This is a genomic window from Ureibacillus sp. MALMAid1270 (assembly GCF_049202975.1).
GTDB lineage: Bacteria > Bacillota > Bacilli > Bacillales_A > Planococcaceae > Ureibacillus.
This window is the reverse complement of record NZ_JBMIRP010000070.1, coordinates 1-21,448: the sequence shown is the minus strand read 5'-3', so window position 1 is coordinate 21,448 and position 21,448 is coordinate 1. Positions and strand designations below refer to the sequence as shown.

19 protein-coding genes, 1 rRNA gene and 2 pseudogenes are annotated in these 21,448 nt (G+C 34.6%); 10 read left to right on the top strand and 12 right to left on the bottom strand.

Translation table 11 applies throughout. The annotated features are described in order from the left end of the window. Positions 1–228 (top strand): annotated as a pseudogene (locus tag ACOQFO_RS09150) (IS4 family transposase); the annotation flags it as partial. 777 nt (positions 229–1,005) lie between these two features. Here ACOQFO_RS09150 and ACOQFO_RS09145 read toward each other — a convergent pair. Further along, positions 1,006–2,235 (bottom strand): MFS transporter, encoded by a 1,230-nt coding sequence (locus tag ACOQFO_RS09145; protein ID WP_421689378.1) that lies wholly within the window; start codon positions 2,233–2,235, stop codon positions 1,006–1,008. A 171-nt stretch (positions 2,236–2,406) separates the two neighbouring features. On the opposite strand from ACOQFO_RS09145, the gene ACOQFO_RS09140 reads away from it, so the two are divergent. Together ACOQFO_RS09140 and ACOQFO_RS09135 are read left to right on the top strand one after the other, a co-directional pair. Then, positions 2,407–2,994 carry a peptidylprolyl isomerase gene (locus tag ACOQFO_RS09140; RefSeq protein WP_421689377.1) on the top strand — a complete coding sequence of 196 codons (588 nt, stop codon included), beginning with the start codon at positions 2,407–2,409 and terminating at the stop codon, positions 2,992–2,994. 20 nt (positions 2,995–3,014) lie between these two features. After that, positions 3,015–3,236: a hypothetical protein gene (locus ACOQFO_RS09135; protein WP_421689376.1), complete on the top strand. Its 222-nt coding sequence runs from the start codon at positions 3,015–3,017 to the stop codon at positions 3,234–3,236. A gap of 74 nt (positions 3,237–3,310) precedes the next feature. Here the strand turns inward: ACOQFO_RS09135 and ACOQFO_RS09130 are convergent, their stop codons facing one another. From ACOQFO_RS09130 to ACOQFO_RS09095, 8 genes are all read right to left on the bottom strand, one after another. Continuing rightward, entirely contained in the window at positions 3,311–4,501 is a 1,191-nt protein-coding gene (locus ACOQFO_RS09130; RefSeq protein ID WP_421689375.1) for an MFS transporter, read from the bottom strand. Between the two features lie 18 nt (positions 4,502–4,519). Next, positions 4,520–5,806, bottom strand: coding sequence for a TRAP transporter large permease (locus ACOQFO_RS09125; protein ID WP_421689374.1), 1,287 nt, complete (start codon positions 5,804–5,806; stop codon positions 4,520–4,522). Then, positions 5,787–6,284 carry a TRAP transporter small permease gene (locus ACOQFO_RS09120; protein ID WP_421689373.1) on the bottom strand — a complete coding sequence of 166 codons (498 nt, stop codon included), beginning with the start codon at positions 6,282–6,284 and terminating at the stop codon, positions 5,787–5,789. Before ACOQFO_RS09120 ends, ACOQFO_RS09125 begins: the two co-directional genes overlap by 20 nt. A gap of 73 nt (positions 6,285–6,357) precedes the next feature. Next, positions 6,358–7,389, bottom strand: coding sequence for a DctP family TRAP transporter solute-binding subunit (locus tag ACOQFO_RS09115; protein WP_421689372.1), 1,032 nt, complete (start codon positions 7,387–7,389; stop codon positions 6,358–6,360). A 71-nt stretch (positions 7,390–7,460) separates the two neighbouring features. Then, entirely contained in the window at positions 7,461–8,501 is a 1,041-nt protein-coding gene (locus ACOQFO_RS09110) for a DctP family TRAP transporter solute-binding subunit (RefSeq protein ID WP_421689371.1), read from the bottom strand. 186 nt (positions 8,502–8,687) lie between these two features. After that, the gene (locus ACOQFO_RS09105) at positions 8,688–9,359 is read right to left on the bottom strand and encodes a response regulator (protein ID WP_421689370.1); all 672 of its coding nucleotides are present in this window, start codon (positions 9,357–9,359) and stop codon (positions 8,688–8,690) included. Then, positions 9,356–10,837 (bottom strand): ATP-binding protein, encoded by a 1,482-nt coding sequence (locus tag ACOQFO_RS09100; protein WP_421689369.1) that lies wholly within the window; start codon positions 10,835–10,837, stop codon positions 9,356–9,358. Before ACOQFO_RS09100 ends, ACOQFO_RS09105 begins: the two co-directional genes overlap by 4 nt. Positions 10,838–11,121: 284 nt before the next feature. Further along, the gene (locus ACOQFO_RS09095) at positions 11,122–12,306 is read right to left on the bottom strand and encodes a MalY/PatB family protein (RefSeq protein WP_421689368.1); all 1,185 of its coding nucleotides are present in this window, start codon (positions 12,304–12,306) and stop codon (positions 11,122–11,124) included. 81 nt (positions 12,307–12,387) lie between these two features. On the opposite strand from ACOQFO_RS09095, the gene ACOQFO_RS09090 reads away from it, so the two are divergent. Next, positions 12,388–12,648 carry a DUF1871 family protein gene (locus ACOQFO_RS09090; protein ID WP_421689367.1) on the top strand — a complete coding sequence of 87 codons (261 nt, stop codon included), beginning with the start codon at positions 12,388–12,390 and terminating at the stop codon, positions 12,646–12,648. A gap of 65 nt (positions 12,649–12,713) precedes the next feature. On the opposite strand, the gene ACOQFO_RS09085 is transcribed toward ACOQFO_RS09090, so the two are convergent. Beyond that, positions 12,714–12,926, bottom strand: a complete 213-nt coding sequence (locus tag ACOQFO_RS09085) for a helix-turn-helix domain-containing protein (RefSeq protein ID WP_421689365.1) — start codon at positions 12,924–12,926, stop codon at positions 12,714–12,716. A 234-nt stretch (positions 12,927–13,160) separates the two neighbouring features. Between ACOQFO_RS09085 and yugI the strand changes: the two genes are divergently transcribed. The 4 genes from yugI to ACOQFO_RS09065 all read left to right on the top strand — a co-directional run bounded on the left by yugI (position 13,161) and on the right by ACOQFO_RS09065 (position 18,288). Beyond that, positions 13,161–13,535: a S1 domain-containing post-transcriptional regulator GSP13 gene (yugI, locus tag ACOQFO_RS09080; RefSeq protein WP_421689364.1), complete on the top strand. Its 375-nt coding sequence runs from the start codon at positions 13,161–13,163 to the stop codon at positions 13,533–13,535. Between the two features lie 322 nt (positions 13,536–13,857). Beyond that, positions 13,858–15,414, top strand: a complete 1,557-nt coding sequence (gene pruA / locus ACOQFO_RS09075; protein WP_421689363.1) for an L-glutamate gamma-semialdehyde dehydrogenase — start codon at positions 13,858–13,860, stop codon at positions 15,412–15,414. 224 nt (positions 15,415–15,638) lie between these two features. Further along, positions 15,639–16,883, top strand: coding sequence for a Glu/Leu/Phe/Val family dehydrogenase (locus ACOQFO_RS09070; protein WP_421689362.1), 1,245 nt, complete (start codon positions 15,639–15,641; stop codon positions 16,881–16,883). Between the two features lie 241 nt (positions 16,884–17,124). Beyond that, positions 17,125–18,288, top strand: a complete 1,164-nt coding sequence (locus ACOQFO_RS09065; RefSeq protein WP_421689361.1) for an iron-containing alcohol dehydrogenase — start codon at positions 17,125–17,127, stop codon at positions 18,286–18,288. Positions 18,289–18,371: 83 nt separating this feature from the next. On the opposite strand, the pseudogene ACOQFO_RS09060 reads toward ACOQFO_RS09065, so the two are convergent. Then, a pseudogene (locus ACOQFO_RS09060) lies at positions 18,372–19,368 on the bottom strand (cation diffusion facilitator family transporter). 14 nt (positions 19,369–19,382) lie between these two features. Beyond that, complete coding sequence (locus ACOQFO_RS09055) at positions 19,383–20,105, bottom strand: MgtC/SapB family protein (RefSeq protein ID WP_421689360.1); 723 nt, start codon at positions 20,103–20,105, stop codon at positions 19,383–19,385. A 112-nt stretch (positions 20,106–20,217) separates the two neighbouring features. Between ACOQFO_RS09055 and ACOQFO_RS09050 the strand changes: the two genes are divergently transcribed. Next, complete coding sequence (locus ACOQFO_RS09050; RefSeq protein ID WP_421689359.1) at positions 20,218–21,117, top strand: DMT family transporter; 900 nt, start codon at positions 20,218–20,220, stop codon at positions 21,115–21,117. 257 nt (positions 21,118–21,374) lie between these two features. Next, positions 21,375–21,448: ribosomal RNA gene (locus ACOQFO_RS09045) — 16S ribosomal RNA — on the top strand; the annotation flags it as partial.

Genomic DNA, 21,448 nt, shown 5'->3' with positions numbered 1-21,448 from the left:
AACACCGACCAACGTACGATTGGAGGTCTTTTTTACGAACTATGTGACGAAGTCAATGAACTTGATTGGGCTGTTGCTTTACAGCAGCTAATCGAACTTCTTGAAGATGCGCTTGAACAAACAAATAAGAAAATCAAAAAGATAATACAAAGTCAACTGGAGCAGTGGATCTCAGGCCTACCTAATTATATCAAGGCTTATTTACCGATTTCACTCTGCGAAAGTTGAGTACATAATTATTAAGTTAGGATGTTTATATTTCTAAGGATGAAATAGGAGAAACTATGAATGTTGCGCGGGGTGGATATGTAATCTTCATTTTCGACTCTTTAGTATCAGTAATAGGTATAGCTTCGAAAAACATGATTTCTTCAGACATTTGTTCTTTATAAACGGATAAAATCGATCTCTCATTCCATTACACCATAACATATAAAATTAAAGTACAGGAACACTGAAAAAATGAGGCAAATCCTACCAAATTTCTCAACTCATAAATGGTCTCCCAAGAAAGAATACCATAATCAATGAGATGATAGAGTAGGGAAATGTAGGTTGAAGGAAGAAATGTATCGACAATTACTGATATGAGACATTTGAAGCGGGAACGCTGGCGGTGATGTTTCGTAAATTGCAGTTATGGGACATTTGGAAGGGGGATTCAAGCGAAAATGTCCCAAACCGGCGAGAAATGAGACATTTGGAAGTGTGATTCAAGCGAAAATGTCCCAAAACAGCGAGAAATGAGACATTTGGAAGTGAAAGCCAAGCGAAAATGTCCCAAAATGGCGAGAAATGAGACATTTGGAAGTGGGATTCAAGCGAAAATGTCCCAAAACCGTGAAAAATGGGACATTTGGAAGGGAAAGCCAAGCGAAAATGTCCCAAAACCACAAGAAATGGGACACTTGGAAGTGGAAATCTGAGCATAAATGTCTCAAATGCCTTCTTATCCGAGCCTTTAATAAGCAAATCTCCCACTCCCACTCTGACTCCCACCTAAATTCATTTCCCTTCCGAACTATGCTTCTCTAGCACATCCTCCATATATTGCTTCGGAAGCTTTTGAATCAAGTAAATAATAATCGCCGAGATGAAAAATAATAATCCAGTAGAATAAAAGACCGTTGAAATAGTAGCAAGTCCGCTAATTACTCCACCTAGTACTGGGCCAATAATGTTTCCTAAAAATCGGAAGCTTTGACTATAGCCCATCATTTCCCCTTGAATTTGAATTGGTGCTTCTCGTCGGATGAGTGCAGTTGTAATAGGGATTAATCCACCAGCAAATATACCGTATAAGAATCTTAGCAAGATTAATTGCCATAAAGAAGTAACGAATGCTTGTGGAACAATGAATAGGAAACATATAAAGAGTAAGACCATTAATACTTTCTCATAACCGACATGATCTGCTAAACGTCCAAAATATCGTGAAAACAGTAAATTTCCCACACCGGCAGCACTAAAGGCAATTCCTGAAAGAAGCGCAACTTGATCGGAAGTTGTTAAATGAGAAACATATAAAGAAAGTAGAGGTTGGATACTGAAGTTCCCAATCTGTATTAAAGTCGTAACAAGCATTACATTTAACATTAATCGGTGATGAAAAAGAGTCCAAAGAATATTTTTCCTTGAGTACATCGAGTTTTTGGATTTCTTAATAATCTCCGGTTCATGTACTGAGAAAGTAATTAAAAGCCCAGCTATTGTAATGCCAACCGCTGTAAAAATAAATGTGTAGTTAAATCCAACGTGGTCTGCTAAAACTCCACCAATTACCGGCCCAAATAAGGTACCTCCGACACTACCCATTTGAAGTGTGCCAAGAGTTTTACCTGCGATATTCTTAGGTGTATGTTTACTTATGAATGCCATTGAAGTAGGAATAAACCCGGTGGTAAGACCCATAAACAAGCGTAAAAGGAAAAATTGCTCTACATTATTCACATAACCCATTAGGAAAATACTTGTGGCAATACCAAAACAGTTAATAATCATGATTGGCTTATAGCCATATCGATCTGCTACTCGACCCCAAATCGGTGACATAATAAATGCAGTGACGAACGTTGCACCAAAGATTAAACCTGCCCAGTGTTGTACATAACTTTCAGAAAAGTCTCCAAAGGTGTCAATGTATAATGATAAAAAAGGCATAATCATTGTTGTTGAGCCAGCAACAATAAAGTTCGATATTAGTATTATGACAAAATTATGTTTTTGCTGTTTCATAACCTTTCACTTCTTCCGGTATCAATAAATCTCTAATTTGCTGTCTATTATACACTATTGGAAATTCCACATTGTACTCAAAGTATAATTAAAGGAAAAAAATAATCTTCTATGATAAACTTAACCGAGGTAAAAAATAATTTTTAGTTTAGCTTATAAGGAGAGATTGACATGTTTCCACAATTAACAAAAGAACTAAACCCTGGTGAAGTAGTAGTTGAGATGAATACAACACTAGGTTCTATTAAAATTAAATTATTCCCAGACAAAGCACCAAAAACTGTTGAGAACTTTTTAGGGCATGCAAAATCTGGTTACTACAATGGCATCATTTTCCACCGTGTTATAACAGACTTTATGATTCAAGGTGGAGATCCAACTGGTACAGGTATGGGTGGAGAGTCAATCTGGGGTGGAGCTTTTGAAGATGAATTCCATCCAGAATTATTTAACTTGCGCGGTGCATTATCAATGGCTAATGCTGGTCCAAATACAAACGGATCTCAATTCTTCATTGTTCAAATGCAAAATGTACCAAGCAACATGATTGCACAAATGGAGCAAGCTGGTTATCCAAAAGAAATTATTGAAGAATATGCACGCGTTGGTGGTACACCATGGTTAGACTATAAACATACTGTCTTCGGTCATGTAATCGAAGGTATGGACATTGTTGACAAAATTGCGAACGTTGAAAAAGATATGCGCGATAAACCACTAGAAGATGTTAAAATAGAGTCAATCACTGTTAGTGAATAATATTAAAGGATGAGATTTTAATGAACTTTATCGCTTTATATTCTGGTTTCTTATACTTCCCAGAAGATAAAACAGCATATATTCCAGCAGCTATTGAATTTGGTATGATAATACTTCTATGTATTCTTGCTTTCATGTGGGTTAGACGCATTTCAAGAAAACAAGCACTTAAAGCAAAAGAGATTGAAGATCGCATTTTAGGCGAAAGAAAACAATCTCTGGAAAAGAGTACACAAGAGTAGGGGAGAAATCCTTTACTAAATCATTAGAAGTAAGCGGAAAAAGGTTGTAGTGAATAAACTCACTACAACTTTTTTTATTTCATTGATAGCCTTTTTGATATGAATAAAAAGAACGTTAAATAAATGAGTGGTAATACGGTAGTGGTAGCAATAATACCACCCCAAGACCATAATTCCCACACTGGACCAATTAAAGTACTTCCAGAAGCAACTCCAATATAATAGGAAACTAAATATAAACTAGATGCGCTTCCTTTTAAGTGCTGTGCGGTCCTATTTACTGATGTTGCAGTTAGTGCATGAGCAGTAAAGAAACCGAAACAGAGTACACACATCCCAATCACCAAAATTATTAATGATTGAGTAATAGTCATTGCCACTCCAAAAATGAGTACTAAAATCGCTATAGTACGGACTTTCTCAAGAGTGAAGCGGTTAGATAACCACCCTGCAATAGGTGCGCCAAGAATACCAAATCCATAAACGAAGTAGATTAGAGAAATAGCATCAAGAGATAAACTAAATACCTTTGAAGTCAGATGGAAAGGTAGGTAAGTCCAAACACCTGTATATGTGATTTGCAATACGATACCTAGCCCAAACATTAATAGTAGTGTAGGGTTTGTTAAATGGTAGCTAAACCCCTTTATGTCCTGCTTAAACGTTCTTTCGCTAGGCATGAAATTTTTAGATTTTGGTAGTGCAACTAACACGAATAGAAAAACGAGTAACCCAAAACCTGATAAAATATAAAAGGCGTATTGCCAGTTGATTTCCGAAAAATAACCAGTTACAACTCTCCCAATCATACCTCCAAGTGGATTACTTGAGATATAAAGTGCAGTTGCCATACCACTATATTTCATGTCAATTTCTTCACCAATATAGGCAAGTGCTGCTGCAGGTACTCCTGCAAGTGTGAAACCCTGGATAAATCTTAAAATCGTAAGAATAACAAATGAATCTGTAAATGGAATAATAATCATCGGGAAAATTGAAAGAAAAATGGACAGTTTTATAAATAAAACACGTCCATTTCGATCAGATAGAAACCCTAATACTATTAAACCTAAGATTAACGAAATCGTTGATACTGACATTGTCATACTAGCGGATGAAACGGTAATATCAAATTCATCCGTTAGTACTGGTAAAAGAGGCTGAAACGAGTAAAATGCAGCAAAGATGAACATTGAAGCAAGTGACAAGCTCAGCACAATTACCCAAAATTGCTTATCTTGTATAGAATACCCCTTTGTGTTCAACGTGAAATCTCACCTACTTTATGGACTTACAATACTAGAATTTGTAAGTGATGGTAACCATAGAGAAAGTTGAGGGAATAGAATAACAATTACTAAGTAAAGAATCATAAGCACGATAAATGGAATTACTCCACGCACTGCGACTCCTAATTTTTCCTTCGCGATACCACTTACAACGAATAAGTTCAAACCAACCGGTGGAGTAATCATTCCAAGTTCTAGATTGATCACCATAATGATTGCAAAGTGATATAGGTTAATTCCAAAGTGATCTAAAATTGGTAATAAAATCGGTAAAGTAATTAAGATAATAGAAACAGCTTCTAAGAACATACCTAATACAAAGAATAATAGGTTAACGATTAGCATAAAGATCCATACATTTAATTCACTTTCTGCAATCCATGCACCTACTGCTTGTGGTACTTGGTTATTCGTTAAGTATAGGCCGAATAAAGAAGCCGCACCGATAATTAAGAATATCATTGCAGTAACGTTGATAGATTCAACAGCAATATGACGAAGATCTTTAAGTTTTAATTCACGATATACAAAAGCAGATACAAGTAAACCATATACTACTGCGATTACAGCAGATTCAGTTGGTGTTACAGCACCTGAATAAATTGAACCTAAAATAAGAATTGGTAAGAATGCACCCCAAATAGCTTTTAGAGAGGCACGACCACGTTCTCCCCAAGTAGCCTTTGCCTCCCCTTTAAATCCATTTTTCTTAGCATAAAAGACAGCTGCTACGATTAATAGAGCTAGTAAACCTATACCAGGAAGTAATCCAGCCATAAATAAAGAACCAATTGATTCTTCAGAAGTAATACCGTAAATGATTAATGGAACACTTGGAGGAATTAATATCCCTAATGTACCACCAGCAGCAACTAAACCAAGTGCATATTTTTTATCATAACCACCAGCAATTAAAGCTGGAATCATAATAGAACCAATTGCAGCTGCTGTAGCAGGCGATGAACCTGAAATTGCTGCAAATATACCACTAGCAAGAATTGTAACAACTGCTAAACCACCAGGAAGGTGACCAACCCAAGAACGTAATGCTTCGATTAAATATTTAGAAATACCACCACGTGCCATAATAATCCCCGCAAGTACGAAGCCAGGTATTGCCATCATTGGGAAAGAGTCAAGAGCTGTAAAAATTCGTTGTGGCATCATATTCATATTAAAGTTTGTTTGCATTAATACGAAGATGGTAGATAATGCTAAGCTGATTGCAACAGGAACTCGTAAGAATAATAATACAAAGAAACTAATTAAGAGGATTAGCATATTCTTCATCCTTTCTACGTAGAATGCTCACTAATCTTTCGATAAAGCGAAGTAAGAATAGCACACCTGATATTGGTAAGATTAAGTAAACAATCCACATAGGGATCCCTACATCTAGTGAAACCATTCCAGAAGTAAATCTATTTTCTACTAATACGAATCCGTAATATGTATAAATTAGACAGAATGTGATACTTAATCCAGTAGCAATTATATTCATAATAAATTTTCCAGTGTTATTTAATTTATCGTATAAAATATCTACTTGAATATGTTGGTTATGCTTAAGTGCAAGTCCAAAACCTAGGAAAACACCCCAAATAAGTGAGTACCTTGCAACTTCTTCAACCCATGCTTGTGGGTTGTTTAACAAATAGCGCATTACTACGCCATAAAAAATTAAGAATATACCAAATGAAAAGAACACCCCAGCTAATATTTCTTCAAGGAATGTCCAAGCTTTCATTAATAGTTTCATAGTTTTCACTCCTTTAAGGGTTTTAAATAAAGAAGAAGGGAGTGCCACCATCAAGTGGCACTCAAGTCAAACATTATTTTTTAAGAGCTTCAATACCATCGATTAATTCTTGAGTAATTACCTCAGCGAACTCATCGTAAACTGGTTGCATAGCTTCTTTTAATACGTCACGTTCTTCTTGTGACATTTCATAAACTTCAACTGTATCAATAGATTTAATTTTCTCTAAAGATTTAGCGTTTTCATCAGCAGCTAATCCTTGAGCATACGTAGTAGCTTCAGTAAGAGCTTCATCTACTAAAGTACGTAAATCTTCTGGCATTGACTCCCAGTATGATTTGTTAACAAAGATTGCATAGTCTAAACGACCGTGAGCTGAAGTAGAATAGTATTTTTGAACTTCGTAGAATTTCATTGTATCGAAGTTATTATGTGGGTTTTCAGTACCATCTACTGTACCTTGTTGTAATGCCGCATAAGTTTCACCGAAAGAAATCGTTGCAGAACCAGCATTTAAAGCTTTAAATTGAGCTTCTAACACTTTACCTGCTTGTGCACGGAATTTTTGACCAGCGAAATCTTCTGGTTTTACTAATGGATTTTTGTTAGAAGAGAAGTTTTTAAATCCATTTGGCCAGAAAGCTTTACCCATAATATCGTTTGCTGCTAAAGCATCAGCGTTGAATAACGATTGTGCTACTTCTGAATCAAAGAAAGCTTGTACATGCTCATCATCTTGGAATAAGAAAGGCATGTCTACATATTGCCAACGTGGGTCTAGTTTTACCATTTTTGTAACTGAAGGAGCGATCATATGTACGTTCCCAGACATTAAAGCATCAAGTTCATCAGCATCACCGTATAATTGAGAAGAAGGGTAAACTTCAACTTTTACACGACCTTCTGTTTTTTCATCTACTAATTTTGCAAAATAATCTGCAGATTTACCTTTTACACTATCGATAGCAGTAACGTGAGAAAATTTGATAACGAATGGATTCTCTTTTGTGTAGTCTTCACTTGACTTAGCACCGCTGCCTCCACCACACGCTGTCAATACTAGAGCAAATGCACTAATAATTGTTAGCAATAGCCACTTTTTCATTTGTTTTTCCCCCTTAAAAATTTAAATAGATATATTGTTAAAAGAGATTCGAATCTCTTTATAACCAATGTTTAGGTATCCGATTGAAACTTAGGAAGTTCTTTAATAAATTGGTCTCCATATTTGCGAATATAGAAGTCGTATACTGGATCGAATTTTTCTTCCCAATTACTTATGTCTTCATCACTTAAGTAGTGAAGTTCTATGCATTGACAATTTTCTATTTTTTGTAGAGTTTCGTCGTTTAACTTCTTTGTGATCTCCCATTCCCACTGTTGTACTTCTAAAAATGTATCAGTTAATAGTTGCTGAATGTCTTCGTCCAAACTATTCCAAAAATCTAAGTTAAATAGAACGAAATATCCTAAATAACCATGATTACTAATCGTTAAATAATCTTGTAAGGAATAGAAGTTCTTACTTGTGATATTCGTTAACGTATTTTCTTGCCCATCGAATGATCCTTTTTGGAGTTCATGGAATACGGCATTAAAGTCATATTCTTTCGGGTAAGCACCTAAGATTAAAAATTGTTCTGCTAAAATATCACTTGGCATTATTCGCATCGATAGATTCTTTAAGTCCTCAACTTTTTGAATCGGGCGAAGTCGATTACTCATTTGTTTAAAACCACTGTCCCAAATCCCAAGAGCATATAAATTAAATTCTCTTAATCTTTCAGTTAACTTTTGACCCGCTACTCCTTCTGTAAATGTGTGAACTTCCTCCAATGAATGAAATGCATAGGGGAGGTCATATACAGAAATTTCTGGAACATATTCAGTCAGCTTAGAAATTGCGGGAGCTATGACCTGAACATCCCCACGAGAAAGCGCATTCATTTCTTCGCCGTCTTTGTACAATGTCCCATTTGAAAAAACTTGTACTTCGATGTAACCATTACTACGCTCTTTCAATAGTTCTGCAAATTTACGAGCCGCCATACCTTTTGGCGTATCTTCACCTACAACATGAGAGAATCGTATTACTAGCCGCTCGTCTTCACTTAATTGTTCATAATCAAACGGGTACTTTGATTGGCCTGAAACGAGTAGCGTTAATGGAATTGTAAAAAGGAAAAATAGAATGATGATTCCAAATCCTCGCTTCATCCAAATCCTCCTTACAAAAATGAAATATTTGATTAATTTCATCATAATAAAAAAAACAAAATGAACAATATTATGAACTTAATGAACATTTTGTTCTTTGTGGTATATAACAAAAATCTTATTTACACTCTGTTATAAAACAAAATAAAAAGCTTATAAACATAGAGTTTATAAGCTTTTTTCCTATTAGTTTATAGAATAATATTTTGTTGGTCGGCCAACTGTACCATATTTTAAATCAATATGAACTTTACCGTTATTCGCTAGAAAGTCTAAATATTTTCGAACCGTTACCCGAGCCATTCCGACATTCTGAGCTAATTGTTCTGAAGTAATGGGAGCATTATTTTCTACAAGTCCATCCATAATTTGTTTCATTGTTAGATCATTTAATCCTTTTGGTAGGGTAGAATCATCATCTTGTTTTAAACCAAACCATGCATCCACGTCTTCTTGTTTAATGTTTGTAGAACTTCTCATTTTTTTAAGTGTGTTCGTGTAATTTTGTAAAGCGGTTTGAAACCGTTCAAATTGAAATGGTTTTATTAAATAATCAAATGCGCCCATTCGTATTACATCTTGAACGGTTTTCGCATCTCTAGCTGCTGTTATCATAATTACATCACTTGGAATTTGCTCATTTCGTATCTTTTGTAATAATTCAATACCTGGTTTATCAGGTAAATACATGTCTAAAAGAACTAAATTTGGTTTGCATTGCACAATCCATTTATACGCTTCTTCGTATGTTTGTGCTTGTCCAATTAATGTGAACCCTGACATTTTACTTAAGAAGCTTTTATTTACTTCTAAAACCATTGGATCATCTTCTACGATAAATATAGAAATGTCTGTCATATCATCACCCCAGCTTTTACTGTTATTGTCGTACCAATATTCAACTCAGACGTAACTTGGATCGATCCTTTGTTTGATTCAACGATTTGCTTTACAAGAGCCAAACCAATTCCGTGACCATCTTGTTGTTTTGTTGTAAACCCATAATCAAATATTTTCTCAGGTCGACCATCAATTCCTTTTCCGCTATCCTGTACTTCAATGAATAGGAAATGTTTATCACCTTGGAGCAAAATATTCACATCACGTACTTCTTTTGATAAGCAAGCCTCCATTGCATTATCAATTAAATTCCCGATAATTGTAACTAAATCTCCACTAGAGAATCCCGTCATAAAGTCGATAAAATAGGACTCTTCGTCGACTGTAAGATGAACTCCTAATTCTTTAGCACGAGAATGTTTCCCTAATAGTAGTCCTTGAATGGAGTAATCAAGAATTCGATCACGTAATCTTTGGATAACGTGTTCCTCATCTGATATTTCATCGATGATAAGACTAAGGGCATCTTCATTACGTTCAAGTTGAATTAATCCTGCAATACTATGCAATCGATTTAAGTATTCATGGTGTTGAGCTCTTAACGAATCAACAAGGTTTTTCACACCAGTTAACTCTTCTGCCATTGTATGTGCTTCTTGTCGATCTGTAATCATAATGAGCAAACCTTCATTTTTATCTTGAATGGATATCGGGAAAGTTCGAACTAAATACATTTGGTCAAATAGTAATAATGGGCGATAGCTTTCGAGTCTTTCAATTTTTTCTTTAGCTAGCCAAGTATTTTGAAACAGCTCTTGTAAGGTGCCATTTTGACCGAAAAAATGAGTATATTGTCTTGCAATTCTATTAATAAAGGTAATTTTGCCGTTTGCATCAGTTGCAAGAATGCCAATATCCATTGCTTGCATGATAGCTGATCGTTCTTGAACGATCCTTGCAATTTCATATGGTTCTAGATTCAAAGTTTGCTTTTTTATATGATTCGCAAGAATAATTGTTCCGATTAGACCAACAAATAATCCCCAAATTAAAGAAAATAATATATCTGATCTATACTGTTCCCACAAGTTAAACCATGTATGGGAGAGAATACCAACATTAATAACACCTACCTGCTGGGATCCTTCTTGATTCATAATTGGAACAAATGCACGGATAGAGTGTCCTTGTACACCAATTGCTTTTGAAATATATTCATGTTGTGACATCGCTTCATGACTTGCTGCTTCTTCTAATACTGTACCTATTTTACTTTCAGAAGGATGGGAATAACGAACACCATGCATATCAAAAATAACAATATAATCCACATCTGTAGCTAATCGAATACGTTCAGCGATTGGTTGAATTACTTCAAAGCCTTCGCTTGTTCCAACTGTATCTTGAACATCTGTCATTTGTGCTACTGTTCGAGCAATTGCAATTGCTCTAGCACCGAATTCCTTCTCAAATGCTCCGGAAATATTATGGATCATCATTGCACCACTTGTAAGGATGGAGAAAAACACAATGACAAATGAAAATAAAAACATTTTAAATTTAAGAGATTTTCTGGCCATAATGAATTGTTGTAAATTACAACAAGGAAACACCCCATTTATTCGTTTGATGGAATATTTTAATAATTTGTAATTTAGAGATTAATATTTACATTATAATGAAATTAATTGTGCATTGAAAGGGGATATTTTAATAACGTATCTTTCTACAATAATAAAAAAAACAAGGAGTTTAGTAACCCCTTGTTCATTTCGTTATATTAAGATAGTGATTTTTTAAATCGCTGTACGCCTTCTTTTACAGTTTCAAATGGACATGCAACGTTAATTCGTAAAAAACCTCTTCCTGCTTCTTCATACTTCGTACCTGGTTCAATTGCCAATCTTCCTTTTACAAGAAGTCGTTCCATCATTTCACTTTCAGAAAGGCCAGTTTCACGATAGTCAATCCACAGTAAGTAAGTAGCATTTGGCTTAGTTACAGTAATACCTTCAATTTTATTTAACTCTTCTACTACATAATCCATATTTTTTGAGATATATTGAATCATAGAATCAAGCCATTCTTCTCCTTTTTCATATGCTGCTTGAACAGCAGGAGCGGCTAATATGTTTAAATCGCCTAGGCCATGAGCTTGTAAATTTTGAGATAATTCCATACGTAGTCGATTATCTGGAACAACCATCATTGCAGCATGAATACCTGCAATATTAAACGTTTTTGTTGGTGCGATGCATGTAATAATTTTTGCTTTTTCAGCATCTTTTACCATTAAAGTAGGGATGTGTTTATACCCTTCAAATACAATGTCTGCATGGATTTCATCAGAAATTAATAATACATCATATTTAATACACAATTGAACTAGTGTTTCTAAATCTTTCTCAGACCACACAACGCCACCTGGGTTATGTGGATTACAAAGAATATATACTTTTACACCTGTTTTAAAAGCATCTTCCAAAGCAACAAAGTCGTATTCATAAGCATTGTTTCTCAGTGTTAAATCAACTGCAACAACTTCTCTTTTTTGTGCCTTTGGAATATTGAAAAATGCTGGATATACAGGAGTTGAAATACAGACTTTATCTCCTGGTTCTGTGAATGTCTCAATAATAGAGGCGATCGCTGGTACGACACCTTGCTGGAACAAAATCGTATTTGTTTCAATTTTCCAATTGTGACGTTTAATGAACCAATTTTGAATAGCTTGTTTACATAAGTCACTCACGTAAGAGTATCCGAAAATAGGATGATCTAATCGTTCTTTAATAGCATCAGTAATTACTTCTGGTATGGCAAAGTCCATATCCGCTACCCACATTGGTAATATATCATCTGAATCATGAACATTATATTTTGCCTTGATGCGATCTTTGAATTGATCCCATTTTAAGGAGTTTGTGTTTCTTCTATTATAAATTGCATCAAAATTAATAGACAAATCGATCACTCATTTCATTTATTATTTCTTTTTTCTATGATACCATATCAACTAAGTATAAAAGTGTGATTAGGTGAAAAAATGGATAATATTTTGATGAATAAAAAAGCTATTAAAGTATTACAAGAGTGGGATCCATTTCAATTAGGTGAAGAATCATATGATACAGAGTCCGCCGATGTTGTTGCTGCACTACAAGGGATAGATGACCCTAGTAAGTTAGCAAAAGTGATACAGACCGTTTATGAACATTCTTTTGAACAATGGATTCCATATGAAAATTGTGTGGAAATTTCTTATAAATTAATAGCAATAAAGTTTGAGGCTAAATGTATCGTTTAGTAGAAATTCTACAAATTTAAGGGTGACTATCCAGCATAATAACTGAATAGACACCCTGTTAACTTTTAATTTCCTTGTAAACCATCCAGTAAATTCGAGACAGGTACTTCTAAGACATTTGATAATTTTAATATCGTTGATGTTGAAGGAACAAGATTACCGTTTTCATAGGAAGTCAATTTTTCAATTCCAATTTGAGTTTTTCTGGACAAGTCTTCTAACGACCAATTACGTTCTTCTCTTAAAAGTCTCAATTGTTCATGTAAGAGCTTCTTCAAAATCTCCACATCCTCTTAACTTATTTTTAGTTATTTTTTATTATAGTGAAACTTCACCATTAATTATTAGAATTTTTTGTCTAATTAATGAAAAATCGTAATTTCCGCTCGAAAATTGCATAAAAAAGTTTTCGAAAGTTTCAACAATTTGAATGAATTTTTGTTAATGAACACTACTGTATGTTATAATTTAACATGACATTTATGTAAGAAGTAGAAAGTAGGAAATTCGTTATGACAAAAAAATACGAAGTAGGTGAAGTAGTAACGGGAAAGGTAACGGGTATTCAACCATATGGAGCTTTTATAGCGTTAGATGAAGAAACACAAGGACTAGTCCATATTTCGGAAATCACATACGGTTTTGTAAAGGATATTGAGGATTTCTTAAAAATCGGAGATATTATACAAGTTAAGATTTTAGAAATTGATGAAACATCTGAGAAAATTAGTTTATCTACCCGTGCACTACAAGAAGCACCAGTACAAAAAAAGAAAGATGTTCAACCAAGAAAGACATTGCAAGATAAAGTAAATGAAAATGATGCAAATGGTTTTAAATCTTTAAGAGACAAACTACAAGATTGGATCGAACAATCAGGTCAATAATTGGAACGAGTGAAAAGGCTAACTTGAAAGTAAAATTTCAGGTTAGCCTTTTCTAATTCAGTCATTCACCTGGAACTTGTAACTAATTTGTCCAAAGGATTAACAAAAGGATTGAATATGTTTTTAAATCATGAATTGAATGATGTTATTTATGGTATAGAAATTCGTATGCAAGCTAAATAATAATAGAGATTATTTTATTATTATCAAGTATTAAACTAATATAAATTGCTCGATTTTTTTCTATCTTATACTTCATTTCAGAAATGAATCGAATTCTGTACCTATTAAAAAACGTTGCAAAAACGAGGAGGAAAAAACAGTGGTAGTTCCATATAAACATGAACCATTAACAGATTTTTCGATTGAATCAAACCGTCAAGAATATTTAGAGGCTATCAAAAAAGTAGAAAGTGAACTCGGAAAAGAATATCCCTTAATAATTGGTGGGAAAAGAATAACGACAGAAGAAAAAATTATTTCATATAACCCAGCAAATAAAAAGGAAGTAGTAGGATCAGTTTCAAAGGCAAATCAAGAATTAGCTGAAAAAGCTATGCAAATTGCGGATTCAACATTTCAAACTTGGAAGAAAGTAGATCCTACTGTTCGTGCAGAAATTCTTTTCAAAGCAGCAGCCATAGTAAGACGACGTAAATTTGAACTATGTGCTTGGCTAACAAAAGAAGCCGGTAAGCCATGGCCACAAGCTGATGGAGATATCGCGGAAGGTATAGACTTTTTAGAATACTACGGTAGACAAATGTTAGAACTAGCTAAAGGGAAACCATTAGCTCATAACCCTGGTCAGATCAATAAATACACTTATATTCCATTAGGAGTAGGCGTTGTCATCTCTCCTTGGAATTTTCCATTCGCTATCATGTTGGGAACAACGGTAGCAGCTGTTGTTACAGGAAATACAGTTTTACTAAAACCTGCTTCTACAACTCCGGTAATTGCATACAAATTCATGGAGATAATGGAGCAGGCAGGCTTACCAGCAGGGGTAGTAAACTATATTCCTGGCTCTGGGGCAGAAGTTGGTGATTATTTAGTTGATCACCCGCGTACTCGATTTATTAGCTTTACTGGTTCTCGTGATGTTGGACTTCGTATTAACGAACGCGCAGCAGTATTAAATAAAGGACAAATTTGGATTAAACGAGTCATTGCAGAAATGGGTGGAAAAGATACCATTGTAGTGGATGATGCGAATAGTGCAGATTTAGAGTTAGCGGCACAATCAATTGTTACTTCTGCATTTGGTTTTAGTGGTCAAAAATGTTCTGCTTGTTCGCGTGCTGTAATTGTTGGTGTTGAGGCATATGACAAGGTCGTTAAACGTGTTGCTGAACTTACGAAAGAACTAAAAGTTGGGGATCCCACAAAAGAAGAAACGTTTGTAGGGCCAGTTAACGACGAAGGAGCATTTAAGAAAATTTCAGAATACATTGAACTTGGTAAGAGTGAAGGACATCTTTTAACAGGTGGAAAGTATGATGACTCGAAGGGATACTTTATTCATCCAACGGTATTTATAGATGTTGATCCACAAGCCCGTATTATGCAAGAAGAAATCTTCGGACCTGTATTAGCGATGACAAAAGCAAATAGTATTGAACAAGCGATTGAAATCGCAAATAATACAGTATACGGATTAACTGGAGCTGTCATTTCAAATAATCGTGCACACTTGGAGCAAGCCCGTGAAGACTTCCATGTAGGAAATTTATATTTCAACAGAGGTTGTACTGCAGCAACTGTTGGTTATCAACCATTTGGTGGATTTAATATGTCAGGAACTGATTCTAAAGCTGGTGGTCCAGATTATTTAACTTTGCATATGCAAGCAAAATCCGTGTCAGAGGCTCTTTAATTTCTTGTAAAAAGTAAAAGCAGATATTAAAAAATATCTGCTTTTAAGGAGCTAAAAAATCTGACAAAAATACTAAAAATTGATATTATGAAAATAGTAGTTTTTAAACAATTTTCCAAAAATAGTTGTGTATTTCACATTATGTATTTTACAATCCAAAATTGGAGAAATGTATGATACAATGATGGCGACATTAATATTAAAGAATGATGAGGCGAATTTAAATGTCTGAGAATCTAAACCTTCTTACATCTACACAAGATGTTATTAAAGAAGCACTAAATAAGCTTGGTTATGATGAAGGAATGTACGAATTATTAAAAGAACCACTCCGTATGTTACACGTTCGTATTCCTGTAAAAATGGATGATGGAACAACAAAAGTATTTACTGCTTACAGAGCACAACATAGTGATGCTGTTGGACCAACTAAGGGTGGCGTTCGTTTCCATCCAGGTGTAAACGAAGATGAAGTGAAAGCCCTTTCAATGTGGATGACTTTAAAATGTGGTATCGTAGACCTTCCATATGGTGGAGGTAAAGGTGGTATCATTTGTGACCCCCGTACAATGTCCATGGGAGAACTTGAGAGACTGAGCCGTGGTTATGTAAGAGCAATTAGTCAAATTGTTGGACCAACAAAAGATATTCCAGCGCCAGACGTATTTACAAATGCTCAAATTATGGCTTGGATGATGGATGAATATAGCCGTATGGACGAGTTTAATTCACCAGGATTCATCACAGGTAAACCAATCGTTTTAGGTGGATCGCAAGGTCGAGACCGTGCAACTGCACAAGGAGTAACAATCGTTATTCAAGAAGCAGCGAAAAAACGTGGAATTGATATTAAAGGTGCCCGTGTTGTTATTCAAGGCTTTGGTAATGCAGGAAGCTTCCTAGCGAAATTTATGAGTGATTTAGGTGCAAAAGTCATCGGAATTTCAGATGCTTATGGTGCTCTTCATGATCCAGAAGGATTAGATATTGACTATTTACTTGATCGCAGAGATAGCTTTGGAACAGTAACAACTTTATTTGAAAATACAATTTCAAATAAAGAGTTATTAGAACTTGAATGTGATATTTTAGTTCCGGCTGCAATCGAAAACCAAATAACAGCTGATAATGCACATGAAATTAAAGCGAAAATTGTTGTTGAAGCTGCAAACGGACCAACAACTGCTGAAGCTACAAAGATTTTAACTGAAAGAGGAATTTTATTAGTTCCTGACGTATTAGCTTCTGCAGGTGGAGTAACAGTTTCATACTTCGAGTGGGTTCAAAATAACATGGGTTATTACTGGTCTGAAGATGAAGTTCAAGAGAAACTATACAAAAAAATGGTTGAATCCTTTGACAATGTATATACAACTGCGACAACACGCAATATTAACATGCGCTTAGCTGCTTATATGGTTGGGGTTCGTCGAACTGCAGAAGCTTCTCGCTTCCGTGGATGGGTTTAATAAAATATTTTAGGTAAAATATTTTATAGTGTGAAGTTTTTGTGTTAACATACAACAAGTGATGGAAGCATTGAAATCCATAACGAATTACAATTTATCAGCATAATTATTAATTCTAGTCACAATGATTAGATTATATTGGTTATGTAGAAGGAAAATTGCTTTTCTTTTACATAGCCTTTTTTAATGTAGGGAATAGTTAAATATTTGTTGATAAAGTTTTGAAAGGGAGTTTTTTGAAGTGAATGATTTTACGTTTTACAATCCAGTCCGCCTACATTTTGGAAAAGGACAAGTTTCTCAATTAGAAAATGAACTACCACAATACGGTGATAAAGTTTTAGTCGTTTATGGTGGAGGAAGTATTAAACGTAACGGAATATATGAAGAAGTAATGGCGATTTTAGAAAAGCTGAAAATGAAAGTATTTGAATTGAGTGGTGTTGAGCCAAATCCACGAGTGTCCACTGCGCGTAAAGGAATCGATATTTGTAAACAAGAAAACATTGATTTTGTACTAGCAGTTGGTGGCGGATCGGTAATTGACTGCTCTAAACTTATTGTTGCTGGAGCAAAAATTGAAGAAGATCCATGGGACATTGTTACTCATAAAGTGGAGGTTAAAGACGCTCTACCTCTTGGAACTATATTAACTATCGCTGCCACAGGATCCGAAATGAATGCTGGGTCAGTAATTACTAATGAAGATACGTTAGAAAAGTATGGTTGGGGTAGTCCTTATGTTTTCCCTAAGTTCTCAATTTTAGATCCAACGTATACTTTTAGTTTACCAAGGAATCAAACTGTATATGGAATAGTTGATATGATGGCTCACGTATTTGAACAATATTTCCATAATGCCACTAACACACCAATTACTGATGAAATGTGTGAAGGTGTTTTGAGGACTGTTATTGCTACTGGACCAAAGCTTGTTAATGATTTAGAAAATTATGAGTTAAGAGAAACTATTCTTTTAGCAGGAACGGTTGCATTAAATACTTCATTATCAATGGGTTCAACAGGGGACTGGGCAACACATGATATTGAGCATGCCGTATCTGCTGTATACGATATACCACACGGTGGAGGATTAGCGATCCTATTCCCGAACTGGATGAGACATAACGTTCACGTAAATCCAGAACGTTTTGCTCAATTGGCAACTCGTGTATTTGGCGTTAATCCAGAAGGTAAAACTACTGAGGAAATAGCGCATGAAGGAATCAATCGACTAAGTGAATTTTGGATTTCTATAGGTGCGCCAAGTAGACTGGCTGATTATGAAATTGATGACTCGCAATTAGATTTACTTGTTGAAAAAGCAATGGCTAATGGTCCTCTAGGAGTATTCAAACAATTGCAAGCTGGGGATGTAAGAAAGATTTTTGAGATGTCTTTATAAATATATAAGTATATGAGTTCTTCTATTAAGAGAGGCTTATGACTACAAATAAAGGAGTTGTCTAAGTAGACAACTCCTTTAATTTACGATTTACGATCACTATCTGTATTATCTTTTGTTTGAGGATATTTCCATTCAGTAATACCATCTTCTTCATCAAATGCAATGGTCACTTTAGTAACACCTTTTTGACTTAAAATTAATTCTTTTAAATGATCTCGTACATCATCTAAATATGCTAATGAAAGATTAGGATCTGTTTCGGCAATTAATTCAACGTGTAAAAACTCTCCTTCTTTCACAACTTCTAAACGTGAAATATCAGTTACGTTAGGATCTTCCATTACAAGATTACCGATATGGACTAACATTTCTTCATCAGTCTCACCGATAGCACCTCGTGCATTATCTAAAAATACTCGACCAACTACATAGAACATCATGATCCCGATGACCATAGATACAAGACCTTCAAGTGCATGAAATCCAGTGAAATATGCGATGACAATGGCTAAAAATGCTAGAACATTACCACTTGTTGCAACTAAGTCTTCCATCCATACAAGTTTAGTTGCGGGTTTTGCTCGATTTAAAAAAAGCAACTGATTTTGGTACAGCAAGTAGACCTTTATGTTCGATTCCAACTTCATGCAGCACTTCCTTCGCAGCCTTATGTAGAACGACACCTTCTAAAATAATACCAATTAATAAAACCCCTAGCGCTATATACATACCTTCTGAACTTTCAGCAGGATGTATAAAATGATGCCAGCCTTCTTTTATTGTCTCATAGGAAAGAATTGCAACAATAAGGACTGCGCCAAGACATACTAAATTTACAACTCGACCAAATCCATTTGGATATCTTTTTGTTGGAGCTTTTTTAGAAAGAGCGGAGCCAATAAATACGAAAAACTGATTAGCTGCGTCACCGAGTGAATGCATCATTTCCGCAAACATAGCCACATTATCCGTAAAGAAATAAGCAGCTCCTTTAAGAACTCCTAATAATAAGTTAACAAATGCAGCTACTAATGATGGTTTGTTACCACCCTTTAGTAACTTAAAGATTTCTCCCATAGATTTTCTCCAATTTATGCTAGTATCTCAATTTCGATATTTTTAATATATGGTAGGGAATGAAGTAAACTATATAATGCAAAAGTATCCACTTTCAATAAAATGGAAAAACGAATATCAACTTCATATAATAATTGTTCTGTAGGGGATTGAATATCTCTTATACGAATATTATCTATATGCATTTCATTTTCCTTCATAAAATTAAGCAAATTTTTTATATTTCTCTCATCAAATAATCGGACCTTAATCGAAACATCTCTCATTCTTAGTCTCTTTGGTCCAATCTTCCACATTAAAGGTGCAATCACTTCTATTCCAATTACTACAATCACTACTGTGATAAATGCTTGAATATAAAATCCTGCTCCTACTGCAATTCCTATTCCAGCAGCACCCCAAATCATAGCTGCTGTTGTTAAACCAGTGATACTATCATTACCTTTTCTTAGTATGACACCCGCTCCTAAAAAACCAATCCCACTTACAATTTGCGCGGCTAAACGAAGTGGATCCAGTGTAATATTAATATCGTCTCGAGAGGGCACATTATACGCAGTATCGGTAGAAATAATCGTTAATAAACAACTAAAGGTTGAGATGACAAGACTAGTCTTTAATCCGACAGGTTTCTTTTTTAATTCACGCTCTATCCCGATTATTAAACTTAAAAAAGCAGCAATTAGTAATTTTATTAAAACTTCAAGGGAAAAAGAATCCATAGTTATTAAGTGCATATTTATTCCCCCTTTTTTATATATTGCTATCTTTCTCGATATTTGACAAAATAGAAACAACAAACCAAATTTATTTAATAAGGAATTATTTTATGACTGGGGACACAAATATATGAATAAACCATCGATTCATCCATACATTCCGATTATCATAGGTGTCATATCGATATCTTTGTCTGCAATCTTAGTTAAATTAGCGACAGCAGATGCAGGGGTAATCGCTTTTTACAGAATGTTGTTCTCGGTATTAATTATGAGTCCGATATTTTTTATAAAACATTTTAAAGAATTATCGCTCATTACAAAACGGGATTGGTTATTTTCATCGATTGCTGGTGTCTTTTTATCCTTTCACTTTATTCTTTGGTTTGAATCGTTAAATTACACTTCTGTGGCGAGTTCGACAGTATTAGTTACTTTACAACCTATATTTGCGTTTATCGGTACCTATATTTTCTTTAAAGAACCGCTTTCAGCAAAAACAATCATTTCTGGGTTGATTGCGATATTAGGGAGTTTTTTAATCAGTTGGGGAGATTTTCAAATTAGCGGTACAGCACTATATGGGGATATGTTAGCGCTAATTGCCTGTTCCCTAATTACCGCATATTTATTATTCGGACAAGATGTAAGAAAAAGAATTTCCTTAATAACTTACACAATGGTAGTCTATTCAATAAGTACAATTTGTTTGTTCTTCTATGTTTTAATAAAAGGAGAATCATTTGGACCATATTCTTCGATGGATTGGTTATGGTTCTTATTGTTAGCGATTATCCCAAATCTATTAGGTCATACATTATTTAACTGGGCCATTAAATGGGTTAGTACGAATGTAATATCAATTGCTGTATTATTCGAGCCAATTGGAGCTGCGATCTTAGCTTATTTTGTATTTAATGAACATTTAATGCTTACTCAAATCATTGGTGGTATTGTAGTACTTATAGGTATAGCACTGTTTGTTGTGGACTTAAAAATCATTAAAAAGTTTTTTATAAAAAAAGCTTGATATCTATATTTTTATATAGTATATTATTACTTGTCCTTTGAAAAAGGACAAAGCTGTCAAAAGATATTTTAAAATAATAATTGACACTGAAAAGTTGTTATGTTATTATATAAAAGTTGCCGTTGAGAGATAGCGATAAAAAATGAACCTTGAAAACTGAACAACAAAACGTTAATGAATTAAACGTTTCTTAATAGAAACACAATTTTGGACATCATAAAGATGCCAGCAAAAATTTGAGCTTTATCAAATTTTCTTTTATGGAGAGTTTGATCCTGGCTCAGGACGAACGCTGGCGGCGTGCCTAATACATGCAAGTCGAGCGGACCTT